Below are 24397 nucleotides of genomic sequence, written 5' to 3' on the forward strand. Positions count from 1 at the left end.
TGCCATGCGCCGCACCCTGCTTTCCTGCGCCCTGCTGCTCGCCGCCGGGCACGCCGCTGCCAGCACCGCCTGGGTCTCCAACGAAAAGGACAACAGCCTGAGCCTGATCGATATGCAGACCCTGCAAGTCACCGACACCCTGCCCGTCGGCCAGCGCCCGCGCGGCCTGTTGCTGTCCCACGACAACAAGCTGCTGTACATCTGCGCCAGCGATTCGGACCGGGTCCAGGTGATGGACGTCGCCACGCGCAAGATCATCAAGGAACTGCCCTCGGGCAAAGACCCTGAGCAATTCGCCCTGCATCCCAACAATCGTTGGTTGTACGTCTCCAACGAGGACGATGCGCTGGTGACGGTGATCGACACCGAAACCTCCAAGGTGCTCGGGCAAATCGACGTTGGCGTCGAGCCTGAAGGCATGGCCGTCAGCCCCGACGGCAAGTGGGCGGTGAACACCAGTGAAACCACCAACATGCTGCACTGGATCGACACCAGCACCCAGACCCTGGCCGACAACACCCTGGTCGATCAGCGGCCGCGTTTCGTCGAATTCAATCCCGATGGCTCGCAGCTCTGGGCTTCGGCGGAAATCGGCGGCACGGTGACGATTCTCGACGTCGCCAGCCGCAAGATCCTCAAGACCCTGACCTTCCAGATCAAAGGCGTGCACCCGGACAAAGTCCAGCCGGTGGGGATCAAACTCAGCGCCGACGGCAAGTACGGTTTCGTCGCGCTCGGCCCGGCCAATCATGTGGCAGTGATCGATGCCAAGACCTTCGAGATCGTTGATTACCTGTTGGTGGGCCGACGGGTCTGGCAGATGTCGTTTACCCCGGATCAACGGCAATTGCTGGCCACTAATGGCGTCAGCGGCGACGTATCGGTGATCGATGTCGACAGCCTCAAGGTTACCAAGTCGGTGAAGGTCGGGCGCTATCCGTGGGGCGTGGTGGTGACGCCATGAACGCCCTTGAAGTCAGCGACCTGAGTTTCGCTTACGGCCAGCGCGAGGCCTTGCGTCAAGTGAGTTTCAGCCTGGCACCGGGACGTTTTGCGGCGTTGCTTGGACCGAACGGCGCGGGCAAGTCGACGCTGATCGCCCTGCTCACTCGGCTCTATGATGTGCAGCGCGGTGATATTCGGGTCGGCGGCTGCTCCTTGCGCACCTCGGCACGTCCGGCGCTCAAGCAATTGGGTGTGGTGTTTCAGCAAAGCACTTTGGATCTGGATCTTAGCGTCGAGCAGAACCTGAGTTATCACGCTGCGCTGCATGGTTTGTCCCGGCGCCAGACTGGCCTTCGGGTCGATGCCGAACTGGCGCGTCAGGCCTTGACCGAGCGCCGTCGCGAACGGGTGCGCGAGCTCAATGGCGGCCACCGTCGGCGAGTGGAAATCGCCCGCGCGTTGCTGCACGAGCCAAGCTTGCTGCTGCTTGATGAGGCCAGTGTCGGCCTCGATCCGGCCAGTCGCCTGGCGCTCAACCAACACATCCGCAGCCTGTGCCGCGAGCACAACATCAGCGTGCTCTGGACCACTCATTTGCTGGATGAAGTGCAGCCCAGCGACGACTTGCTGATCCTGCATCAAGGCCGTTTGGTGGCCAGCGGACAGGCAGACGCCCTGAGCCTGGAACATGGTGGTGACCTCGGTTCGGCCTTCGCTCGCCTGACCACCCCGGTTCCTTCAGGAGCAGTCGTCAGATGAATGCTTACTGGCAATGTTTCAGCGGTATCGTGCTGCGCGAATGGCTGCGTTTTGTGTTGCAGCGCACGCGGTTTCTCAGCGCGCTGGTGCGGCCGTTGCTGTGGCTGCTGGTATTCGCCGCCGGTTTTCGCGCGGCACTCGGCATCGCAATCATCGACCCCTACGACACCTACATCCCCTATGAGGTTTACATCATCCCGGGCCTGGCCTGCATGATCCTGTTGTTCAACGGCATGCAAGGTTCGCTGTCGATGGTCTACGACCGGGAGATGGGCAGCATGCGCGTGCTGCTGACCAGCCCCCTGCCCCGGACCTTCCTGCTGTGCAGCAAATTGCTGGCGACGTCGCTGATTTCGCTGTTGCAGGTGTATGCCTTTCTGGCGATCGCCTGGCTGTACGGCGTGCAACCGCCGGCCATCGGCCTGTTGCTGGCGTTGCCGGCATTGCTGCTGGTGGCGCTGATGCTTAGTGCGCTGGGGCTGTTGCTATCCAATGCGATTCGTCAGTTGGAGAACTTTGCCGGGGTGATGAACTTCGTGATCTTCCCGCTGTTTTTCCTGTCGTCAGCGCTGTATCCGCTGTGGAAAATGCGCGAATCCAGCGAGTGGTTGTATTGGCTGTGCGCCTTGAACCCGTTTACCCATGCGGTGGAACTGGTGCGGTTTGCGCTGTATGAACGCTTCAACCCGGTCGCGCTGGCGGTGTGTGTGGGGCTGACGCTGGTGTTTGCCCTGCTGGCCGTGCTCACCTTCAACCCGCAACATGCGGCCCTGCGCAAAACCAACTGACAACACATTCCCCTGTGGGAGCGGGCTTGCTCGCGAAGAGGCCAGTACATTCAACATCTCTGTCGACTGACACACCGCTTTCGCGAGCAAGCCCGCTCCCACATTGGATCTTCATTGAATACAGCATTGGTGTACGACGCGGGTCCCATAAAACTAGACAAATTACTACTTTAGTACTGGTTTACCTGTCTATCGTCGCATTCACAACGCACCGCTACTGGCATGTAATGGGTTCATAACTATAAGGACTGAACCCCATGCCGCGTGCCCGACGTGTTCTGCTGTGCCCTTCTCTCGCCGCGCTGTCGTTGAGCCTGTTGCTGGGCGCCGCGCAGGCTGAAACAGCGCTGTTCTCCGCCGAAGGTTATCGCATCGGTCTATACCGCAGCCCCACCCCGACTCAGCTCCAGGGCGCGAGTATCATCGACACGCCTGCCCTGCAAAACCTGCTCAAGCACACGCCCCAACCGCTACTGATCGATGTCTACCGCCGGCAATGGCTGCAAGGCCGTTTCATCGAAGACGAGGCCCACGAAAACCTGCCCGGCAGCCATTGGCTGGCCAATACCGGTGACGGCGACCTGACGCCCCCGTGGCAGGAATATTTCGGTCGCCATCTGCAGCAATTGACGGCGGGCGATCTGACTCGACCGTTGGTCTTTTACTGCCGCTCCGATTGCTGGTTGAGCTGGAACGCGGTAAAACGCGCCGCTTCCCTGGGCTATAAGACACTGTATTGGTACCGCGACGGTCTGGATGCGTGGCAAGCGGCGAATCTGCCCTTGACGCCGGCCCGGCCCGAGCCCTTTCCCTGACGTGAGCGTTTGTGTTGTTGCCACACCCTGATCAAAAAAAAATGAGGTGAAAGGCCATGTACAAAATTCTGATTGCCGACGATCACCCGCTGTTTCGCGAAGCCATTCATAACGTCATCAGCGACGGTTTCCCCGGCAGCGAGGTCATGGAAACCGCCGACCTCGACAGCGCCCTGGCCCTGACTCAGGAACACGACGACCTGGACCTGATCCTGCTCGACCTGAACATGCCCGGCATGCATGGCCTCAATGGCCTGATCAACCTGCGCAACGAAGCGCCGACCATTCCGGTGGTGATCGTCTCGGCCGAGCAGGACAAACAAATCGTGCTGCAAGCCATTACCTATGGCGCGGTGGGGTTCATCACCAAATCGTCGCCACGGGTGCAGATGACCGAGGCCATCCAGCAGATTCTCAACGGCAATGTGTACCTGCCGCCGGACATCATCCGCACGCAAAAAAGCGCCACCCATCGCCGGATGAATGACACCCCGAGCTTCCCGCCGGAGCTGCTCCAGGCCCTGACCCGCAAACAGTTGCTGGTGCTTGAGCGCATGACCAAGGGCGAATCGAACAAACAGATCGCCTACACCCTGGAAATCGCCGAAACCACGGTCAAGGCCCACGTCTCGGCGATATTGCGCAAACTCAATGTGCACAATCGGGTGCAGGCGATTTTGAGTGCCGGGGATATTGATTTCGGGTCGTATTTGCGGCGCTGAGTTCGCAGGTAACCAAAAGACCGAGTCGCCCCCTTCGCGAGCAAGCCCGCTCCCACATTAGATCTGAGTCAACTCGGTCAATGTGGGAGCGGGCTTGCTCGCGAAGGGGCCCTAAAAATCACCCAACTCTCTCAGGCACACCTCAAGGCCGACCAAGCAAATGACTCATCGCCGTCTTGAGTTTCATCGGCCGCACCGGTTTGTGCATCAGGGTGTGGCCCAGTTCGCGGATTTGCTGTTTGAGCTCATTGCTGTAATTGGCGGTGATCATCATTGCAGGGATCGCTGAAGCGCGACGGGCGTTGATGCGGGCCACGGCGTCGACACCATTTTTCTCGTCATCCAGGTGATAGTCGGCGATCAACAGATCGGCTTCGTCGTGATAATTATCCACTTGCCGCGCCAGGTCCTCCTCCGACAGCGCCGTGATCACCCGGCAGCCCCAACCTTCGAGCAAGGTGCGCATCCCCGCGCAAATCGCCGCGTCGTTGTCCAGCACCCACACCCGTGCACCGCGCAGGCGCTCGAGCATCGGCTCGCTCATCAGCAGGCTCGGCAACGCCTTCGGCGCCGTGGCACTTAAAGGCACTTCGACAGAAAACATCGAACCCTTGCCCGGCCATGAACGTACATGAATCCGGTGGCCGAGAATGCCGGCGATTTTCTCCACAATCGCCAGACCCAGCCCCAAGCCGCGATCCTGATCCGGACGCTGCACGTCACCGCGTTTGAACTCCTGAAAAATCTCCTCCAAACGGTTTTCAGCAATGCCCATGCCGCTGTCCCAGACTTCGATGGTCAGCCGCTGATGATGACGCCGGCAGCCGAGCACCACGCGCCCGCTGTAGGTGTAGCGAATGGCATTGCTCAGCAGATTACGCAGAATCCGCGCAAGCAACTGAATGTCGCTGCGCACCAGCGCCGAACACGGGATGAAATGCAGCTCAAGCCCTTCGCTGCGGGCCACTTGGGTGTATTCGGCGGCGAGGTTTTCCAGCAATTCGCTCAGGGCAAATGGCGCAATGTCGGCCTTGATCACCCCGGCATCGAGTTTGGAAATGTCCACCAGGGTGCCCAGCAGGTTTTCCACGTCTTCCAGTGAATTGCTCACGTTGCGCACCAGAATTTCGTTGGCCACCGGCTCCCGGCGCTCCAGCAAGGCGCTGGTAAACAGCCGCGCGGCATTCAGCGGTTGCAGCAGGTCGTGACTGACCGCCGCAAGAAATTTAGTCTTCGACAGGTTGGCCTGCTCAGCCTCGAGCTTGGCCTCGCGCAAGCGTGACTCCACCCGGCGGCGCTCGTCGATTTCGCGCAGCAATTGGTCATTGAGGGTGGTCAGTTCGGTGGTGCGTTCACGCACCCGCAATTCAAGGTTCTGATAGGCCTGATGCAGCGCTTCGGCGGTACGGCGGCGCTCGGTGATGTCGCGGATCAACACGAAAATCCCCACCACTTCTCCGGTGGCCAGGCGATTGGGCACGTAGGAGCGCAGCATGTAACGCTCCTGATTGTTGATGTTGGTTTCGGCGAACTCGAACGTCACGCTCTCGCCGGCCAGGGCCCGGGCCACGTAGGCTTCCAGGCGCTGATAATGCTGCTCGCTGTGAACTTCGCGCAGGCTCTGCCCGAGCATCACGCCCCGGGGCCAGCAGTACCATTCTTCGTAAACTTTGTTAGTGAACTCATAGACCAGGTCGGCATTCAGGTAGGCAATCAGCGCCGGCACATGGTCCGTGATCAGGCGAATCCAGCGCTCGCTTTCGCTGAGGGCTTCGGCGTGCTGATAGCGTTCGGTGATGTCGGTGAAGGTGTTGACGAAACCGCCGGTGGGCAACGGATGGGTGCGGATTTCCAGCACCCGGCCATCGTAGAGGCGCTGCTCGCATTCCTGCACGTGCCGCCCGTTTGCATCGCGACTGGCCGGGGTCAGCAGGTTCAGTTCGCTGTCGGCAATCACTTCGGCGAACGGCCGATGGGCCGCCACCGGGGCCAGGCCGCTGAGCTCCAGGAAGCGCCGGTTCCACAGTTCCAGAATGCCCTCGGCGTTGACCATCGCCACGCCTTGGGACAGGTTATCGACCGCCCGCTGCAACAAATGCGACTTCTGCGCCACGGCCTGCTCGCGGCGCAGGGTTTCGCTGAGTTTGACGTCGGTAATGTCAGTGAACAGGAACACCCGCCCGCCTTCCTGAGTCGGCCGTTCGCTGACTTGCAGCCAGCGCCCGTTGTGCAGGCGATAGAGCAGGTTTTCATCGGCATGCCCGCGGGGTTCTTCGCTGAACAGTCCGGTGGAGGTCATCAACCGCTTGACCTCGTGCAGGCGCATGCCCGCATTGATCCGCACCCGGCTGTTGCTCCAGAACGCCTTGAAGCGGCTGTTGAACAGCACGATCCGCTGCTCGGCGTCGAACAATACAAAGGCGTCGGAAATGCTTTCGATGGCGTCGATCAAGTGTTGATGGGCGGTTTCGGCCCGCAGCCGTGCCTCGCTGAGCAAATGATTGCCGGCCTTGAGTTCGGCCATGGCCTGGTTCAGGGCGTCGGTGCGTTCACGCACCTGCTCGGCCAGCACCACCGAATGCTGGAACGCCGCATACGGGTCGTTGCCCCGGGTGATGCCGGATTCGATGCGCTCGATCAGCGCGCCATTGATGCGTTGCAGTTTGTGGTTTTCGTGCCGCAGGCTGGCGATCTGCGCCTGAAGGTCAGCGCTGTCCAGGGGAGCGGCCTCGGGCAATGGCAACCCCGGTGAAGGTCTGGTTGATGTGCATGCCATTGAACTGTTCTCCGTAGGTATTGAAACCCATCACCCGTTGCTCCCGCAAAAACGCGCCGATCTGCTCGAGACTGCCGCCATCTTCCAGTTCCAGACGCCTGAGAAAACAGTCGCAGCCGATGGTCAGCAACAGGTCCCCGAGACGCTCCTGCAAACCGTCGAACAGGCTTTGCAGATTCGGCAGCATGGGGCCTGGGGTCATGACGGTGAGGACGATGCCGTTTTCCACCGCACAGTAGAAACTCAGACTCAGGTCTGGATGAACCTGCTGGATCGCCCGCACGTAATATTGATCGTTGATTCGCACCGCCAATGGGTGTGCGGCAAAGATCCGATAGTCGAGGTCGGCCACTGCCACGCCGATGTGCCGGGCGTACTCCTCGGCGGCCGGTTCGGCGTTGAGCTCAAACACCCGCCGCGAGGCGCTGTCGGCAGCGGTGACCACCAGTTTTTCGGCCCTGGGCAGAATGTGGTGGGTGGTGAAGACTTCGAAGTCCAGCCAGGTATTGACCAGCACCACCACCGCCGCGCCGCTGTGAAACTCGCCGCCGAAATACACATGGGTGTGGGTCAGGTAGTTGTCATCGCCGGCCGAACCGCCGAAATGAGGAATGTCGCCCAACGCCGCGCTCAAGGCCGCCAGAACCATTTCTTCACGGCTGGACAAGCCATCGAGCAGGGTCAGGGCAAAGCTGTTGCCCTTGATCGGCGCCAGGGTATTGCTGCGGCAGCCACTGACCAGACGCTCGACCATTTGCTGGGCATCGATCAGGCTGAAATGCTCCATTTCGTCGATCAGTTCGGTGGAGATGGAAAAGTGCCGATGATCGAAGCCCACCGCCGTCACGCAGCTGCGGCCATAACCTTGGGGGGTGATTTCTCCGGCACTGGTGCAGCCCACCAGACGAATGCCGCCGAAGCTCTGTTGCAAAGCCTGCCCCAGCGCCTGCAAGTCGTACTCGGCGGAACAGAAGAACAGCACGAAACCCAAGTGGGGGTGCAAGAGTTGTCGCGCCAGATCCTGAGCCGCTTGCTGGGCATCGGTGGCCTGGGACATGGCACTGACCACACCGTCGTTCTGAACCTGCTGCATCCTCGCCCCTCGCCGGTGCGCCTGTATGAGGTTCGAGTGTACGAAGCCTGCGGGTGGTGACGAATGCTACTTGGGTAGCGGGTGGGGGGGATCGATGGGATGAGAGGACGACAATATCTACAGAACACCACAAATCCCCTGTGGGAGCGGCGGTGCGACGATTCGACTTGCTCGCGAAAGCGGCCTTCCAGTCAACAATGATGTTGCCTGACACTGCGCTTTCGCGAGCAAGTCGAATCGTCGCACCGCCGCTCCCACATTGGATCTGCGTTGTGCCGACTTGGGCGCTACCAGGTCAACACCGCCCCCACCGCAAACGTATCGGTGTCTTCATTCTGGGCGTTGGTGTCGTGGCCATTGATTTCGAACTGGTTGTACTCGGCCACCAACTTCAGGTTGTCGTTGACGTCATGGAACAGCGCAATGCCGCGGGTCTCGTAATCGGCGCCGCTGCCGACCACGCCGTTGCCGTCGTCCTCGGTCTTGCCGTAGGACAGTGCCAAGCGGTTCTTGCCGAGTTTGTAGGAGCCCTGCAACAGGTAACCATCGCTGTCGACATTGCGCAGGGTCGGTTCGCCGGCGTTGTTGGTGAAGAACGGGTTGATGCCCTTGGCCTGGAAGCCGGAGCCGGTCAGCGACAGCCCGCCCATCTTCGCTTGCACGCCGTAACCGACGCCTTTGGAGGTGACGGACTCGACGCTGGAGTCGGTGTTGTCCGAAGTCTGGTAGCTGCCGTTGAGCCAGCTGTAAATCTTCGCCCCGCCGACGTCGAACTGATAGGTGATCTCGCTCTCGGTACGCGGGTTCTCCTGATACGCCTTGCCCGTCGCGCTGCTGTCGTTGGTGTCGACCGGGTCCATGATCCCCACCGCCACCCGCAAGCCGTCCATCACCGGGGTGCGATAGGTAATCTGCGACGTCGGGAACGGGTACGGATAACCGCTGCCGATGTTGCCGAACGACACCCCGCCGCCGTCCACCAGGCCCAACGTATCGCTGACCTGACCATAACCGGCGAGCAGTTCGTCGAGCAAGATGTTGGAGCGGGCAAACAGACCGAAGTCCTTGCCGATCAGTACCTCGCCCCACTCTGGATTGGCCACCGTGCCGTAGAACTGTCGCACGTCGATGGCGGTGTCGGTGCCGTTGGTTTCGCTGTCGTTGATGGTCACCCAGAACGAGGCGCGGGCGCCGAGCTTGAGGTCATCGACCTGCTTGCCCATGTTGAAGCCCAGGTAGTTGGGCAGAAATCCCATCTTCACCCGCGCCTGGCGCCGGTCGTACTGCTCGCCGGCCCGGTCCACATCGCTGTTCACATAGAAGGCGTTGATGTAGCCATCCGTGGAGAACGTGGTCTGGTCCTTGTCGTACAGCATGATCTCGGCCTCGGCCATCGAGCTCAGGCCAAGGGAGGACAGGCTGGCGATGAAGGCCGGCAAGAAACGATGCTTGAAGTTCTTATTGTTGTGCATGACGCGCTCCGCAACGGGGGACTTGATGTCGGAGGCGATTATCGAAAGTGGACCGGCGGCGTCATACGCTGCCTTGGGTGCGGTTGTCAGGTGATTTGGGGTGGCCGGTGTAGCGCGGCAAATCGGTGTAAGACCGCCCGCCAGCAAGGCCCGGAACTTAGGGTGTAGGCCTGTGGAGCGGACTGGCGTCCACAGGAACCGGTGCCCGCTAAGCGAGCGCTCTAAACAGCATGTAAACGGCGATCACCACGCAGACGCTGGCAAAGCCCATCTGCAGCCCTCGGGCCGGCACCCGCGCGCAGAGTTTTCGACCGAGGATCATTCCGACGATGCTGGCGACAATGAACGACACGCCCAAACCATCGATCCGCACCCCGGCATGAAACGCGCCGAACACACCGATCACCGAGATCAGGCTGATCACCATCAGCGACGTGGCAACGATCCCGCGCATCTGCACATCGGTCAGTTGCTTGAACGCCGGCACAATCAGAAAGCCGCCACCGACGCCGAGTAGCCCCGAGACCACACCGGTCACCGCGCCGAGTGCCGCCAGGGTTGCGGTGCATTTGGCGGTCCAGGAAAAGCGCCCGGTCTGCTGATCGAGCATGCAGTTCTTCTGGCCCCAGTTGGCATGGCCGTGGTCGCTGGGGCCATCGTCGTGCTTTTCCCGGCGCAGCATCCGCCAGGCCACCATGACCATCAGCAGACTGAACAGGATCATCAGGCTCTTTTCCGGCAACTGATGGGCGAAATAGATACCCACCGGCGAAAACACCGCGCCCAGCAGTGCAATCAACAACGCCGCGCGATAGCGCACCAGGCCATGACGCAAACCGTCAATCGCACCGATCGCCGCCGCACTGCCCACCGCGAACAAGGCGACGGGCGCCGCTTGGGTCATGGTCAACCCCAACCCGAGCACCAGGGCCGGCACCGCGAGAATGCCGCCACCGGCACCGGTCAAGCCGAGTACCAGTCCCATGACCAAGCCAAAAAAACTTGCCAACAACATAAAACACTCATGATCTGCGAAAAAAAGCCGGGAACGCCCGGTATCGATTAAGTGACAGGATAGAGCCCGCACAGTTTTTTTCATTAATTGAATTGATGCGGCACTGGTCAACGCAGGGAAAATGAAACTACCCTCAAAGCCTGTCCAAAAAGAAACAGCCACCATGCCCGCCTTGATTGAAGCCTTCTTCGACCCCGCCTCATCGACCTACAGCTACGTAGTCTACGAGCACGATGGCGGGCACTGCGCGATTGTCGATCCGGTGCTGGATTACGACCCTGCCGCCGGGCGTACCGCAACCGTCCGGGCCGACAAGATCATCGCCTTCGTGCGCGAACACCAGTTGCAAGTGCAATGGCTGCTGGAAACCCACGCCCATGCCGATCACCTGTCGGCCGCGCCTTATTTGCGTCAGGAACTGGGGGGCAAGATCGCGATTGGCCAGTCGATCAGCAAGGTCCAGGGTGTGTTCAAGACGCTGTTCAATCTGGAGTCGGAATTTCCCGTCGATGGTTCACAGTTCGACCACCTGTTCGCGCCGGACGAGTCATTCCGCATTGGCAACCTCAAGGCCACGGCCCTGCATGTGCCCGGGCATACCCCGGCGGACATGGCTTATTTGATCGACGGCGATGTGATTCTGGTGGGCGATACGTTGTTCATGCCGGACGTTGGCACGGCGCGCTGCGACTTCCCCGGCGGCAACGCCAACCAGATGTTTGTCTCGATCCACAAACTGTTGGCCTTTCCCGCCAGCGTGCGGCTTTACGTCTGCCACGATTACCCGCCCACGGGCCGCGCTCCGCAATGCCAGAGTACGGTTGGCGAGCAGCGCCAAAGCAACATCCATATTCACGATGGCATTGATGAGGCTGCCTTCGTCGCTATGCGCACCCAGCGCGATGCCGGGTTGGGTATGCCGACGTTGTTGTTGCCGGCGATTCAAGTGAACGTGCGGGCGGGGAATTTGCCGCCGGCGGAAGAGAATGGCGTGAGTTACCTGAAGATCCCGCTGAATCAACTCTGACCTTCGATCGTCCCCACGCGCAGCAAAGGAATGCATCCCGTGACGCTCTGCGTCACATCCGGAAGCGGAACGCGGAGCATCCCTGGCGGCATTCCTTTGCTGCGCGTGGGAACGATCATCTTCAGTTGGCCAAGGTCAGACCATTCGCCGGCAACGGCAGCGCCGTCTTATAGCGCACCTGCTTGAGCGCAAAGCTCGAGCGAATGTTCGCCACACCCGGCACCTTGGTCAGAAAGTCCATCATGAAACGCTCCAGCGACTGAATAGTCGGCACCAGTACGCGGATCAGATAGTCCGGGTCGCCGGCCATCAAATAGCACTCCATCACTTCCGGGCGATCCGAGATCGCCTCTTCGAAATGCTGCAACGCCTCCTCCACCTGTTTCTCCAGGCTGACGTGAATGAACACATTCACATGCAGCCCCAGCAGGTCGGCATCCAGCAGGGTCACTTGCTCACGAATCAGCCCTAATTCTTCCATCGCCTTGACCCGATTGAAGCACGGCGTCGGCGACAGGTTCACCGAGCGCGCGAGGTCGGCGTTGGTGATGCGCGCGTTCTCCTGAAGGCTATTGAGAATGCCGATATCGGTACGGTCCAGTTTGCGCATGAGACAAAACCACCTGCTTTTTATGTTTATGCAGAATTTTTATCCTCAAATGATCTCAAGCGCAACGAAACAGAGAGAAATATTCTTCTTGGGCCGGCCTATGATTGTTGTAGGACAAGATTTCTTTTATCGAAGAATGACTGCCAGCTCACTACAAGAAATTCACAAGATCGAGCGTAGAAGCCATGAACCAAGCGTACGAACCGCTGCGCCTGCACGTTCCCGAACCTTCGGGCCGCCCCGGCTGCAAAACCGACTTCTCCTACCTGCATCTGACTGACGCAGGCCTGGTGCGCAAACCCCCAATCGACGTTGAACCGGCCGACACGGCTGATCTGGCCAAAGGCCTGATTCGCGTGCTCGACGACCAAGGCAATGCCCTCGGCCCGTGGGCTGAAGGCGTGCCAGTCGAGATCCTGCGTAAAGGCATGCGCGCCATGCTCAAGACGCGGATTTTCGACAACCGCATGGTGGTCGCCCAGCGTCAGAAAAAAATGTCGTTCTACATGCAAAGCCTTGGCGAAGAAGCCATCGGCAGCGCCCAGGCCCTGGCCCTGAACATCGACGACATGTGCTTCCCCACCTACCGTCAACAAAGCATCCTGATGGCCCGCGAAGTGCCGCTGGTGGACCTGATCTGCCAACTGCTGTCCAACGAGCGCGATCCGCTCAAGGGCCGGCAGTTGCCGATCATGTACTCGGTCAAGGATGCCGGTTTCTTCACCATCTCCGGCAACCTCGCCACTCAATTCGTTCAGGGCGTGGGCTGGGGCATGGCCTCGGCGATCAAGGGCGACACCAAAATCGCCTCGGCCTGGATCGGCGACGGCGCTACCGCTGAATCGGACTTCCACACCGCCCTCACTTTCGCCCACGTGTACCGTGCGCCGGTGATCCTCAATGTGGTCAACAACCAGTGGGCGATCTCGACGTTCCAGGCGATTGCCGGCGGTGAAGCCACCACCTTCGCCGGACGCGGCGTCGGTTGCGGCATCGCCTCCCTGCGGGTCGATGGCAACGATTTCGTCGCGGTGTACGCCGCTTCCGCCTGGGCCGCCGAACGCGCGCGCCGCAACCTCGGCCCGACCATGATCGAATGGGTCACCTACCGCGCCGGCCCGCACTCGACCTCCGACGACCCGTCCAAATACCGTCCTGCCGACGACTGGAGCCACTTCCCGTTGGGCGACCCGATTGCGCGCCTCAAGCAGCACCTGATCAAGATCGGTCAGTGGTCCGAAGAGGAACACGTCACCGTCAGCGCCGAACTGGAAGCCGAAGTGATCGCCGCGCAGAAACAAGCCGAACAGTACGGCACCCTTGCCGGCGGCCAGATTCCGAGCGCCGCGACGATGTTCGAAGATGTCTATAAAGAGATGCCGGAGCACTTGAAGCGCCAGCGTCAGGAGTTGGGGATCTGACATGAACGATCACAACAACAAAATCGAGTTGGAAACCGCCATGACCACGACCACCATGACCATGATCCAGGCCCTGCGCTCGGCCATGGATGTGATGCTTGAGCGTGACGACAACGTCGTGGTGTTCGGCCAGGACGTGGGCTACTTCGGTGGCGTGTTCCGTTGCACCGAAGGCCTGCAGAACAAGTACGGCACTTCCCGCGTATTCGACGCACCGATCTCCGAAAGCGGGATCGTTGGCGTTGCCGTGGGCATGGGCGCTTACGGTTTGCGGCCGGTGGCCGAGATCCAGTTCGCCGATTATGTTTACCCGGCGTCGGACCAGATCATTTCCGAAGCCGCGCGTTTGCGCTATCGCTCGGCCGGTGAGTTCACCGCACCGATGACCCTGCGCATGCCATGCGGCGGCGGCATCTACGGCGGCCAGACCCACAGCCAGAGCATCGAAGCGATGTTCACCCAGGTCTGCGGTTTGCGTACGGTCATGCCGTCCAACCCTTACGACGCCAAAGGCTTGCTGATCGCCTCCATCGAAAACGATGACCCGGTGATCTTCCTCGAGCCAAAACGCCTGTACAACGGCCCGTTCGATGGCCACCACGACCGTCCGGTAACCCCGTGGTCGAAACACCCCGCCGCGCAAGTGCCGGACGGTTACTACACCGTGCCGCTGGACGTCGCCGCCATCGCTCGTCCGGGCAAGGACGTGACCATCCTGACCTACGGCACCACGGTTTATGTGTCGCAAGTGGCGGCTGAAGAAACCGGCGTCGACGCCGAGGTCATCGACCTGCGCAGCCTGTGGCCGCTGGACCTGGAAACCATCGTCAAATCGGTGAAGAAAACCGGGCGCTGCGTGGTGGTTCACGAAGCGACCCGCACTTGCGGTTTCGGCGCTGAGCTGGTGTCGCTGGTGCAAGAGCATTGCTTCCACTACCTGGAAGCGCCGATCGAACGCGTCACCGGCTGGGACACTCCCTACCCGCACGCGCAAGAGTGGGCGTATTTCCCTGGTCCGTCCCGTGTGGGCGCGGCTTTGAAACGGGTCATGGAGGTCTGAATGGGCACGCACGTTATTAAAATGCCGGACATTGGCGAAGGCATTGCAGAAGTTGAATTGTCGCAGTGGCACGTCAAGGTCGGCGACATGGTCGTCGAAGATCAGGTGCTGGCAGATGTGATGACCGACAAGGCGATGGTCGACATCCCTTCTCCGGTGCATGGCAAGGTGATTGCCTTGGGTGGCCAGCCTGGCGAAGTCATGGCGGTTGGCAGCATCCTGATCAGCATTGAAGTGGAAGGCGCGGGCAACGTTAAAGAGTCGGCTCAATCGGCTGTTGTTAAAGAAGCGCCGGTTGCGGCCCCTAAAGTTGAAGCCGTGGTTGAAAGCAAACCGATTGCTGCCACAGCGCCGCGAGTTGCCGTTTGCCAGGGCCCGATGGTTGCCCGCGAGGCCGATGAACGTCCTCTGGCCTCCCCGGCTGTGCGCAAGCATGCGCTGGACCTCGGCATTCAATTGCGTCTGGTACGTGGCAGCGGCCCTGCCGGGCGGATTCTGCACGAAGACCTCGAAGCCTATCTGGCTCAGGGTCAGTCGAATGCATCGACCGCTACCGCCGCTTACGCCCAGCGCAACGACGAAGAACAAATCCCGGTGATCGGCATGCGCCGCAAGATCGCCCAGCGCATGCAGGACGCCACCCAGCGGGCCGCCCACTTCAGCTACGTCGAAGAAATCGACGTCACCGCCGTCGAAGAACTGCGCACACACCTGAATGAAAAACACGGCGCGACCCGCGGCAAGTTGACCTTGCTGCCGTTCCTGGTCCGCGCCCTGGTCGTGGCTCTGCGCGACTTCCCGCAGATCAACGCTCGTTACGACGACGAAGCCCAAGTCATCACCCGCCTCGGCGCGGTGCACGTGGGCATTGCCACTCAAGCTGACATCGGTTTGATGGTGCCGGTTGTGCGTCATGCCGAAGCGCGCAGCTTGTGGGACAGCGCTACGGAAATCTCCCGTTTGGCAAGCGCCGCGCGCACTGGCAAGGCCAGCCGTGACGAACTGTCCGGCTCGACCATCACCCTGACCAGCCTTGGCGCCCTGGGCGGCATCGTCAGCACCCCGGTGCTGAACCTGCCGGAAGTGGCGATCGTCGGCGTGAACAAAATCGTCGAACGGCCGATGGTCGTCAAAGGCCAGATCGTGATCCGCAAGATGATGAACCTCTCCAGCTCCTTCGATCACCGCGTGGTCGATGGCATGGACGCGGCGCAATTCATCCAGGCCGTTCGCAGCCTGCTCGAACAACCCGCAACCTTGTTTGTGGACTGATTATGAATGGAGCAGGCATGCAAACTTTGAACACCACGCTGCTGATCATCGGCGGCGGCCCTGGCGGTTATGTGACGGCGATCCGAGCCGGCCAACTGGGCATTTCGACCATTCTGGTGGAAGGCGAATCGTTGGGCGGCACCTGCCTGAACATCGGCTGCATTCCGTCGAAGGCATTGATTCACGTCGCTGAACAGTTCCATCAGACGCAGCACCACAGCCAACATTCGGCGCTGGGCATCAGCGTGTCGGCGCCGAGCCTGGACATCAGCAAGAGCGTCGAGTGGAAGGACGGTATCGTTGATCGCCTGACCACCGGCGTCTCGGCGCTATTAAAGAAGCACAAGGTCCAGGTCATTCAAGGCTGGGCCAAAGTGGTCGACGGCAAAACCGTCGAAGTCGGCGACACGCGCATTCAGTGCGAGCACCTGGTGCTGGCCACCGGTTCGAAAAGCGTAAACCTGCCGATGCTGCCGATTGGCGGGCCGATCATCTCCTCCACCGAAGCCCTGGCGCCGAAAAGCGTGCCGAAACATCTGGTCGTGGTCGGTGGCGGTTACATCGGTCTGGAGCTGGGGATTGCCTATCGCAAGCTCGGCGCCGAGGTCAGTGTGGTCGAGGCGCAGGATCGCATCCTGCCGGCCTACGATGCCGAACTGACCCATCCGGTACACGAAGCGCTCAAGCAACTCGGCGTGAAGCTTTACTTGAAGCACAGCGTCGAAGGCTTTGATTCACAAGGAAATACACTGCAAGTTCGTGATCCGAACGGCGACACCTTGAACCTGGAAACCGATCAGGTACTGGTGGCCGTCGGTCGCAAACCCAACACCCAAGGCTGGAACCTCGAAGCCTTGAACCTGGAGATGAATGGTTCGGCGATCAAGATCGACAACCGTTGCCAGACCAGCATGCGCAATGTGTACGCCATCGGCGACTTGAGCGGCGAACCGATGCTCGCCCACCGGGCCATGGCTCAAGGCGAGATGGTTGCCGAACTGATCAGCGGTAAACACCGCGAATTCAACCCGACCGCCATCGCCGCCGTGTGCTTCACCGACCCGGAACTGGTAGTGGTCGGCAAGACCCCGGACGAAGCCAAGGCTGCGGGGCTGGACTGCATCGTTTCCAGCTTCCCGTTCGCCGCCAATGGCCGGGCGATGACGCTGGAATCGAAAAGCGGCTTCGTGCGGGTTGTGGCGCGGCGGGACAATCATGTGATTGTTGGCTGGCAGGCGGTGGGTGTGGGCGTGTCGGAGTTGTCGACGGCGTTTGGCCAGAGCCTGGAAATGGGCGCCCGACTGGAAGACATCGCCGGCACCATCCACGCGCATCCGACGCTCGGCGAAGCGGTGCAGGAAGCGGCGTTGCGTGCGTTGGGGCATGCGTTGCACATGTGATTCAGGGAGGTGATCGTTCCCACGCTCCGCGTGGGAACGATCAGTAACTGCATTCCGGGCTGCGAAATGGGTCCGGAATGAAGTATTGTTGTCCCCATCCAGAAAAATGTCAGAAGCCTTGAACCGTTTCGGCGGTTGTTAAGTGATAGAGGGTGTCATGGGTAACGAAAGCATCAATTGGGACAAGCTGGGTTTTGACTACATCAAGACAGACAAGCGCTATCTGTCGCACTGGCGTAATGGCGAGTGGGACAAAGGCACCTTAACCTCTGACAACGTGCTGCACATCAGCGAAGGCTCCACTGCCCTTCACTATGGCCAGCAGTGCTTCGAAGGCCTGAAGGCCTACCGCTGCAAGGACGGTTCGATCAACCTGTTCCGCCCGGACCAGAACGCCGCACGCATGCAACGCAGCTGCGGTCGCCTGCTAATGCCGCAGGTATCTACCGAACAGTTCATCGAAGCGTGCAAGGACGTGGTGCGCGCCAACGAGCGTTTCATCCCGCCTTACGGCACCGGCGGCGCGCTGTACCTGCGCCCGTTCGTGATCGGCGTAGGTGACAACGTTGGCGTGCGTACCGCGCCCGAGTTCATCTTCTCGATCTTCTGCATCCCGGTCGGCGCCTACTTCAAAGGCGGCCTGACCCCGCACAATTTCCTGATCTCCAGCTACGACCGCGCCGCCCCACAAGGCACCGGCGCGGCCAAGGTCGGTGGCAACTACGCCGCCAGCCTGATGCCGGGCTCCCAGGCCAAGAAGGCGCATTTCGCCGACGCCATCTACCTGGACCCGCTGACTCACACGAAAATCGAAGAAGTCGGCTCGGCCAACTTCTTCGGGATCACCCACGACAACAAGTTCGTCACCCCGAATTCCCCTTCGGTGTTGCCGGGCATCACTCGTCTGTCGTTGATCGAGCTGGCCAAAACCCGTCTGGGCCTGGAAGTGGTCGAAGGTGATGTGTTGATCGACAAGCTGTCCGACTTCAAGGAAGCCGGTGCCTGCGGTACTGCTGCGGTGATCACCCCGATCGGCGGCATCAGCTACAACGACAAACTGCACGTGTTTCACAGTGAAACCGAAGTCGGCCCGGTTACCCAGAAGCTCTACAAAGAGCTGACCGGTGTACAGACTGGCGATGTCGAAGCACCAGCGGGCTGGATCGTCAAAGTTTGACGCGACTGTCCGTTTGAACACAAAAGCCCGGCCATCATGTTGAAGGCCGGGCTTTTTTTCGTCCGAGTATCGTGGAAAACGTCACTAGACTTGCCACGTGCAACAGCCATTAACAGGTGCCACCACAACCATGGGCAAATTCTGGCGAAAGTATCTGGCCTTGCTGGACACCGATTTCACCACGCAGGTGTTCGATAACATCAAGAACCTGCTGGTCTGCGCCCTGCTATTCGCGGCGGGGACCAATGCGTTGCATAGCGATCAACAGTTGTTTATGGGCTTACTCGCCTCGAATCTGGCGGGTTGGGGGCTGATTCTGGTGTCAGCGGTGCTGATGCTGCTTAGTGTCAGTGACGGCCTGCGACGGCTGTCCAAGTTGCCGTATCACACGGCGCTTCAAATTATTTTGTTTCTGCTTTACCTGATTTTGGCAGTGCGTGTGGTGGAGATCGTCTGGGTTTTCAGGGCGTAGCGGTCACAGCACGAGGTGTTTGCCAACGCAGCTCATCCTGTGCAATCCGGGCAAACAACCACTCCACAAACACCCGAGTGTGCGCCGTCACGTCCGGCGCAACACCGTAGTAATAGCGCGGTAACGGCATACGCAACTCGGGCAATGGGCAGATCAATTGTCCGCTCAAAAGATGGGTGCCCAGCAAAGAGGTCGGACACAAGGCAATGCCCTGTCCCTCCACGGCGGCCTGAAGCACCAGGTGCATGTGATCAAACTGCCGGGTGACCTGAGTGGCTGGCTGATTTTGACCAAAGTGCATGGCCCAATTGTGCCAGTCTTCGCGACGTGCCTTGGCGGTCAGTAACGTGTGCCGGCTCAGCGAAGTGAGGTCTTCAAGGGGCAGGCGCTCGATCAGCGATGGCGCCGCGACCAGCAATAGCTCGTCTTCGAAGAGCGCTCGCGCCTCAATCGCTGGTGCCCAATCGTCACGACCACGGCGAATGACAATATCGAACCCATCGCGTGCCTGATCGGGTGCCTGGGTTTGAGTGATCACCTGCGGCTTGATGTCCGGGTGCTGCGCAATGAAATCCGCCAGCCTGGGCGTCAGCCAAAGCACGGCAAAGGACGGACGGACATTGATCTTCACGATAGGCAGCGAGGCATGTTGCTTGAGCGCAGCGGCAGCGTTGGCGATCTGCGCCAGCCCGGCACTGACCTGCTCATAAAAACGCTGGCCGGCTGGCGTCAGCACCGATTGACGGATGCGCCGTTCGAACAGCAGCACGCCCAGGTATTCCTCAAGCAATTTGATGTGCCGGCTGACGGCACTGTGGCTGACATGCAGCTCTTCGGCCGCCAGGCTGAAGCTCTGATGACGAGCCGCAACGGCGAAGGCGCGAACGGCATTAAGCGGCGGTAGTTGATTTATCATGCGTCTAATTTAGTCACCTATGCGCTTTAATTAAAGCGTTTGTCACGCCCTCGTCGTCACGCCAATCTGCCAGCACGCAGCCAGCGCCACCTGACGGAGCAAGACATGAACAGCTACGGACTCTTTGTACTTTTCGCCACCCTGACCATTTTGAGCCCGGGGCCTGGCGTGGTCCTGACCCTGTCCAACGCAGTGCGCCATGGCTGGACGGGGGCAGTGCCGGGAATTCTGGGGATCGCGTCGGGGGCGTTTGTCGTCGCCGCAATCAGCGCCACCAGTGTTGGCCTGATACTCAGCACCTCCGCGAACGCCTTTACCGCGTTGAAATACGCCGGGGCAGCCTATTTGTTGTACCTGGGCTACAAAAGCTGGCGCTCGGATCGTTTCAGTTCGCTGCTTGCAGCGCGCCCCTCAAGCCCTGGTTATCGCTTCCTTGAAGCGGCTTCGATCCAGTTTTTGAACCCCAAGGCCGTGTTTTTCTTTCTGGCGGTGTTCCCGCAATTCATCGACACCTCGGCGCACTTCTACGCCCAGTTCTTCAAACTGGTCGCCACCTACGCCGCACTGGTGATCCTGGTGCATGGCAGCTATGCCTTGCTCGCCAATGCCGCCAAAGGCTGGTTGTCGAGCCCGAAGGGTTCCTGGCTGGCGGCGAAAGTCTCGGGCGTGACCTTCGCCGGTTTTGGCGTGCTCATGGCCTCGTCAAGTCGCTAAGCCGCGGGACTGGCGATCGCGCGGCGCCTGTTCTCGGTGGCCGCGGGTTGCGCTGTCGTCACCTGAACCGGCAGCTCAACGGCGAAGCGGCTACTGAGTTCCTTGCGCCCCACCGCCGTCAACGCCAGCGCCCGGCTGTCCAGATCCTGCGTCACCCATTTGCGTTTGATCGCCGTTTGCAGCAACGCCGCGCCCAAGGCGCCGCCCAAGTGCGGCCGGCGCATGCTCCAGTCCAGGCACGGGCAGGCGAAGCGGCGGCGCAAGGTGCTCAAGTCTTTGACGTCGATCCCCAATGCTTCGAACAACGCTTCACCGCTGTCGCTCAGTCGATAAACCTGCTCATCGGTTTCCAGCAACCACCCCGCTTCGATCATTCGGTCATGCAGCAACACCGCCAACGTACCGGCCATGTGGTCGTAGCAGGTGCGAGCGAATTGCAGGCGATCGGGGGTGCGCGGGTTGAACGTCGGCGCGGCGTTCTGGCCGATCACCATCAGCGCTTCCAGGGCCTGGGCCACGCGTTTGTCCGCGAGGCTGTAATAGCGATGACGGCCTTGAACGTGCAAACGCACCAGCGCCAGTTCCTTGAGCTTGGTCAAGTGAGCGCTGGCGGTGGAGGCGCTGACTTCGGCAACCGCCGCCAGTTCGGTGCTGGTGCGAGCGTGGCCATCCATCAGCGAACAGAGGATTTTCGTCCGGGCCGGCTCGGCAATCGCTGCCGCCACTTGAGAGACGCCGATGTCGTGTTGTTCTGCGTTCATATTTCGCTCCCGGACGAATCGTCGTCTTTTCGAGTGGGAGATAGTAGCAACACTTTCCCGACCGACAAGGCTGCGACCCATGGATCCGATCATCGCTGCGACTCATGCCGACCCTTATCCCTACTACGCGCAATTGCGCGCCGAGGGTGGGCTGGTTTTTCATCAAGGACTGAAACTGTGGGTGGCCAGCAGCGTCCGAGCCGTTGCCGCCGTGCTGGCGCATCCGCATTGTCATGTGCGGCCGTCCCATGAGCCGGTGCCCCAGTTGATTGCTCAAGGCATGGCCGGCAAGGTGTTTGGTCAGTTGATGCGGATGAACGAAGGCGAGCGGCAGCGTTACCCAAGGACGGCGATTGAGCCGGGGCTGGCGTTGATTGACGTGAACGAGGTCAACGCATTGGTCGGCGCCCGGTTGATCACCCCGGGCGCCGACGGGTTGTACGCGGCGATGTTTCGTGGGCCGGTCTGCGTGGTGGCGGCGTTGTTGGGGTTTTCTCCGGCTCAGGGCCGGGCCATCAGCGAGCTGACCGCAGACTTCGTCGCCTGCCTGTCTCCTCTTAGCGATCAAACACAACTGGAGGCCGCACATGCCGCGGCGGAACAGTTGAAGGGTTATGTCATCGAGCTTCTGGACGACCCGAGCAATCGAAGCGCCCTGCTCGCCGGTATCCGGCAGCGTTTCGCGGCGACATCGACCGACCCTGAAACCCTGATCGCCAACCTGATCGGCCTGTTCTCCCAGACTTACGAAGCCACGGCCGGCTTGATCGGCAATGCGCTATTGGCATTGATTCGAAACCCACCGTTCGATTCGACTCGTGTTGATGACCTGATCGCTGAAGTGCAACGCTTCGACCCGTCGGTGCAAAACACCCGCCGCTTCGTCACCGCACCGTGTGAAATCGACGGCGTGAACCTGAACCCCGGCGACGTTATCCTGGTGCTGCTGGCCTCGGCCAATCGCGATCCGCAGCTTAACGACAATCCCGACGCGTTCCTGCTGGACCGTCCGAATCGCCGCAGTTTCACCTTCGGCGCCGGCCGTCATCAATGCCCGGGACAGGTGTTGGCCATGAGCATTGCCAGCGCCACGCTGACTGAGATCCTGGCGATGAAACCTGCTTTGGACCGTTTGACCTGGCACTATCGCCCTTCCCTGAATGGGCGCATTCCTTTGTTCACCGACCTGCCGAATACCTGACAGACCGTGTCATCGTTCTTCGCGAGCAAGCCCGCTCCCACACTTAATCGTCGATGTTCACAACATTTGTGATCGACACAAATCCCCTGTGGGAGCGGGCTTGCTGTGGGAACGATCATAAAACTGCGCCGATCCCAATGTAGGAGCTGCCGAAGGCTGCTCCTACGCCGACCGGGTACACCCATAAAATCGAGCTCAGCGCATAGCGACAAGCGCCATTTGTAACAACGACCAGAGTTTCAGACCAGTCCTACATCTATCAAATGCCCTTTGATATAGCGTCCGCATCGTTTTCAAAAGATGAAACAAGGACGCTCATGGCCCGCAAAACAGACATACCCAGGGTTCAAAACCCACCGTCAGGCGACGGGCACCACATCACCAGCCGCTACATGACCGCCTCCGAACTGGCAGAACGCGACTCCAGGCAAAAAACATATGAAGACATGTTGGCCCGACAACAGGCATATGAAGACCGTTTCATAAGGCAACCTCAGCAATATGACCAATCCAGCTCCATGGGTTGCGTGTTCGCCAAAAGCTGCAACCTCCCCGACGGCGTAATCAACCACGACAATCCAACCGGGTTTGTCCCGGTCGAGAAATTGGTCGACTACGGAAAGTTCTCGCTTTTAGGTGGCCGTGAAAGGGATGAAGCAGGAAACATACCTCTCAAAAAAATCAGTGGTAGCGCATTACCTCGCTCATTCGGAACACTGATTTTAGGTGGCGTAGGAGCTGCTGGCTCCGGGGCGGCTGCAAGCGGTGCGGGGGTAGTGACGACTGGTGTTGTTGCTGGCGCTTTGGCGGGAATCGTTGCGTTGCTCTGGCCATCGACGCTCGGGGACAGTTCCCTGTATTCGGAAGAACAGCTCAAATCACTCAAAGAAGGTCGCACCCGAGTTCGCCTGCATATTGAACAACAGGCCAATGGCACCTTGAAGGCATACGGATACAACACTCAAAAGCGCAGCGACTGGGAAATGATTCCTGGCAAAAAAAGCCGACACCAAGGGAAACATCCTGGGAGCTAAACAGTGAGTCTTATCTACCACGATCCGTCGATTAGCCATGACGAAGCAATCAGTCTCTTTGATAGCGGCTTAGAAAGGAACATTGTCACCGCGCTGATTTCCATCGGATTAAATGAGCAAGACAGTGCCTGGGCTCAGACCATTTGCCTGAAACATCTCGAGAGTGGTACTCAGTCGGTGGCTGCGGCAGCAATCACCGCACTCGGCCATGTAGCCCGCAGACTCGGTGAGCTTGAAATGCAAGCCGTGATGCCCGCCCTTGATTCCGTAAAAGGAAAATTCCCAGCACTTGAAGCCACAGTTGCGGACACGCTCGACGATATTGAAATGTTCACCTGACTCGCTAAATCAAAACCAGAAATCACCCTCCCAACACATAAAAACCCCACCATTTCTTCTAACAGAGATGGTGGGGTTCGCCATTTCAGCCCACACCCAACAAATCAATCATCCCGCGTCAGCACTTCCAGCAATTCAATCTCGAAAATCAGGTTCGAGTTCGGCGTAATCGCGCCCATCGTCCGCTCGCCATAAGCCAGATGCGCCGGTACCAGCAGTTTGCGTTTACCGCCAACCTGCATGCCCATGATCCCTTGATCCCAGCCCTTGATCACCCGCCCCGTGCCAATCACGCACTGAAATGGTTTACCCCGGCTGTAAGAAGAATCGAATTCCGTGCCGTCTTCCAGCCAACCGCGATATTGGGTAGTGATCAGCGCGCCTTTGACAGCGGCTTTGCCGTTGCCCACTTCAAGGTCGATGACCTGCAATTCATCATTCATTACATTCACTCTAGTGTGCGCTTGCCCGAACAAGCTTCATGGGCGCCGTTTTCCCAGAAATGCGGGCTATTGGCAACTTATTCAGATAGACCCCATCGCGATCCTTGCGATCACTCATGTGGGTCCCCACGTTTGAACAACATATCCGGTTCCCTTCACCACGCA

At 59.8% G+C, this 24397-nt stretch carries 24 protein-coding genes; 16 read left to right on the forward strand and 8 right to left on the reverse strand.

Annotation, left to right across the window (positions count from 1 at the left end):
• Window positions 1-4 precede the first annotated feature (4 nt).
• The 5 genes from IC37_RS24665 to IC37_RS24685 all read left to right on the forward strand — a co-directional run bounded on the left by IC37_RS24665 (window position 5) and on the right by IC37_RS24685 (window position 4029).
• Window positions 5-964 carry a YVTN family beta-propeller repeat protein gene (locus tag IC37_RS24665; RefSeq protein ID WP_030129366.1) on the forward strand — a complete coding sequence of 320 codons (960 nt, stop codon included), beginning with the start codon at window positions 5-7 and terminating at the stop codon, window positions 962-964.
• Window positions 961-1704, forward strand: a complete 744-nt coding sequence (locus IC37_RS24670; RefSeq protein ID WP_030129367.1) for an ABC transporter ATP-binding protein — start codon at window positions 961-963, stop codon at window positions 1702-1704. The genes IC37_RS24665 and IC37_RS24670 overlap by 4 nt, the downstream gene beginning before the upstream one ends.
• Entirely contained in the window at window positions 1701-2492 is a 792-nt protein-coding gene (locus tag IC37_RS24675) for an ABC transporter permease (RefSeq protein WP_030129368.1), read from the forward strand. Before IC37_RS24670 ends, IC37_RS24675 begins: the two co-directional genes overlap by 4 nt.
• Window positions 2493-2749: 257 nt before the next feature.
• Window positions 2750-3307, forward strand: coding sequence for a PQQ-dependent catabolism-associated CXXCW motif protein (locus tag IC37_RS24680; RefSeq protein ID WP_030129369.1), 558 nt, complete (start codon window positions 2750-2752; stop codon window positions 3305-3307).
• 56 nt (window positions 3308-3363) lie between these two features.
• Window positions 3364-4029 carry a response regulator transcription factor gene (locus IC37_RS24685; RefSeq protein WP_030129370.1) on the forward strand — a complete coding sequence of 222 codons (666 nt, stop codon included), beginning with the start codon at window positions 3364-3366 and terminating at the stop codon, window positions 4027-4029.
• 142 nt (window positions 4030-4171) lie between these two features.
• Here the strand turns inward: IC37_RS24685 and nahK are convergent, their stop codons facing one another.
• From nahK to IC37_RS24705, 4 genes are all read right to left on the reverse strand, one after another.
• Complete coding sequence (nahK, locus tag IC37_RS24690; protein ID WP_030129371.1) at window positions 4172-6766, reverse strand: hybrid sensor histidine kinase/response regulator NahK/ErcS'; 2595 nt, start codon at window positions 6764-6766, stop codon at window positions 4172-4174.
• Window positions 6735-7898, reverse strand: coding sequence for a nitric oxide-sensing protein NosP (nosP, locus tag IC37_RS24695; protein WP_030129372.1), 1164 nt, complete (start codon window positions 7896-7898; stop codon window positions 6735-6737). Before nosP ends, nahK begins: the two co-directional genes overlap by 32 nt.
• A 287-nt stretch (window positions 7899-8185) precedes the next feature.
• Window positions 8186-9370 (reverse strand): porin, encoded by a 1185-nt coding sequence (locus IC37_RS24700; protein ID WP_030129373.1) that lies wholly within the window; start codon window positions 9368-9370, stop codon window positions 8186-8188.
• Between the two features lie 208 nt (window positions 9371-9578).
• Window positions 9579-10385 (reverse strand): sulfite exporter TauE/SafE family protein, encoded by an 807-nt coding sequence (locus IC37_RS24705; protein ID WP_030129374.1) that lies wholly within the window; start codon window positions 10383-10385, stop codon window positions 9579-9581.
• A gap of 163 nt (window positions 10386-10548) precedes the next feature.
• On the opposite strand from IC37_RS24705, the gene IC37_RS24710 reads away from it, so the two are divergent.
• On the forward strand, window positions 10549-11412 hold the full coding sequence (locus tag IC37_RS24710; RefSeq protein WP_030129375.1) for an MBL fold metallo-hydrolase: 864 nt from the start codon (window positions 10549-10551) through the stop codon (window positions 11410-11412).
• Window positions 11413-11533: 121 nt separating this feature from the next.
• Here the strand turns inward: IC37_RS24710 and bkdR are convergent, their stop codons facing one another.
• Window positions 11534-12022, reverse strand: a complete 489-nt coding sequence (gene bkdR / locus IC37_RS24715; RefSeq protein ID WP_017339472.1) for a Bkd operon transcriptional regulator BkdR — start codon at window positions 12020-12022, stop codon at window positions 11534-11536.
• Window positions 12023-12207: 185 nt separating this feature from the next.
• Here bkdR and IC37_RS24720 point away from each other — a divergent pair, with 185 nt between their 5' ends.
• The 6 genes from IC37_RS24720 (at window position 12208) to IC37_RS24745 (ending at window position 18824) form a co-directional block, all read left to right on the forward strand.
• Window positions 12208-13443 (forward strand): 3-methyl-2-oxobutanoate dehydrogenase (2-methylpropanoyl-transferring) subunit alpha, encoded by a 1236-nt coding sequence (locus tag IC37_RS24720; protein WP_030129376.1) that lies wholly within the window; start codon window positions 12208-12210, stop codon window positions 13441-13443.
• A gap of 1 nt (window position 13444) precedes the next feature.
• Window positions 13445-14503 carry an alpha-ketoacid dehydrogenase subunit beta gene (locus IC37_RS24725; protein WP_030129377.1) on the forward strand — a complete coding sequence of 353 codons (1059 nt, stop codon included), beginning with the start codon at window positions 13445-13447 and terminating at the stop codon, window positions 14501-14503.
• The gene (locus tag IC37_RS24730) at window positions 14504-15775 is read left to right on the forward strand and encodes a dihydrolipoamide acetyltransferase family protein (protein WP_030129378.1); all 1272 of its coding nucleotides are present in this window, start codon (window positions 14504-14506) and stop codon (window positions 15773-15775) included.
• Between the two features lie 17 nt (window positions 15776-15792).
• Window positions 15793-17175 carry a dihydrolipoyl dehydrogenase gene (gene lpdA / locus IC37_RS24735; RefSeq protein ID WP_030129379.1) on the forward strand — a complete coding sequence of 461 codons (1383 nt, stop codon included), beginning with the start codon at window positions 15793-15795 and terminating at the stop codon, window positions 17173-17175.
• Window positions 17176-17332: 157 nt separating this feature from the next.
• The gene (locus IC37_RS24740) at window positions 17333-18352 is read left to right on the forward strand and encodes a branched-chain amino acid aminotransferase (RefSeq protein ID WP_030129380.1); all 1020 of its coding nucleotides are present in this window, start codon (window positions 17333-17335) and stop codon (window positions 18350-18352) included.
• 130 nt (window positions 18353-18482) lie between these two features.
• Window positions 18483-18824 carry a hypothetical protein gene (locus tag IC37_RS24745; RefSeq protein WP_030129381.1) on the forward strand — a complete coding sequence of 114 codons (342 nt, stop codon included), beginning with the start codon at window positions 18483-18485 and terminating at the stop codon, window positions 18822-18824.
• Here IC37_RS24745 and IC37_RS24750 read toward each other — a convergent pair.
• On the reverse strand, window positions 18814-19740 hold the full coding sequence (locus tag IC37_RS24750; RefSeq protein ID WP_030129382.1) for a LysR substrate-binding domain-containing protein: 927 nt from the start codon (window positions 19738-19740) through the stop codon (window positions 18814-18816). The genes IC37_RS24745 and IC37_RS24750 overlap by 11 nt on opposite strands.
• Window positions 19741-19845: 105 nt before the next feature.
• Between IC37_RS24750 and IC37_RS24755 the strand changes: the two genes are divergently transcribed.
• Window positions 19846-20454 (forward strand): LysE family translocator, encoded by a 609-nt coding sequence (locus IC37_RS24755; RefSeq protein ID WP_030129383.1) that lies wholly within the window; start codon window positions 19846-19848, stop codon window positions 20452-20454.
• Here IC37_RS24755 and IC37_RS24760 read toward each other — a convergent pair.
• The gene (locus IC37_RS24760) at window positions 20451-21215 is read right to left on the reverse strand and encodes a helix-turn-helix transcriptional regulator (RefSeq protein WP_030129384.1); all 765 of its coding nucleotides are present in this window, start codon (window positions 21213-21215) and stop codon (window positions 20451-20453) included. The genes IC37_RS24755 and IC37_RS24760 overlap by 4 nt on opposite strands.
• A 79-nt stretch (window positions 21216-21294) precedes the next feature.
• On the opposite strand from IC37_RS24760, the gene IC37_RS24765 reads away from it, so the two are divergent.
• The 3 genes from IC37_RS24765 (at window position 21295) to IC37_RS24775 (ending at window position 23789) form a co-directional block, all read left to right on the forward strand.
• On the forward strand, window positions 21295-22416 hold the full coding sequence (locus IC37_RS24765; protein WP_030129385.1) for a cytochrome P450: 1122 nt from the start codon (window positions 21295-21297) through the stop codon (window positions 22414-22416).
• 317 nt (window positions 22417-22733) lie between these two features.
• Window positions 22734-23450, forward strand: a complete 717-nt coding sequence (locus tag IC37_RS24770; RefSeq protein ID WP_143519244.1) for an S-type pyocin domain-containing protein — start codon at window positions 22734-22736, stop codon at window positions 23448-23450.
• Between the two features lie 3 nt (window positions 23451-23453).
• Entirely contained in the window at window positions 23454-23789 is a 336-nt protein-coding gene (locus IC37_RS24775; RefSeq protein ID WP_030129387.1) for a hypothetical protein, read from the forward strand.
• 104 nt (window positions 23790-23893) lie between these two features.
• Here the strand turns inward: IC37_RS24775 and IC37_RS24780 are convergent, their stop codons facing one another.
• Window positions 23894-24232 (reverse strand): FKBP-type peptidyl-prolyl cis-trans isomerase, encoded by a 339-nt coding sequence (locus tag IC37_RS24780; protein ID WP_030129388.1) that lies wholly within the window; start codon window positions 24230-24232, stop codon window positions 23894-23896.
• Window positions 24233-24397: the final 165 nt, after the last annotated feature.

This window comes from Pseudomonas sp. QTF5 (genome assembly GCF_000512695.2).
Lineage (GTDB): Bacteria > Pseudomonadota > Gammaproteobacteria > Pseudomonadales > Pseudomonadaceae > Aquipseudomonas.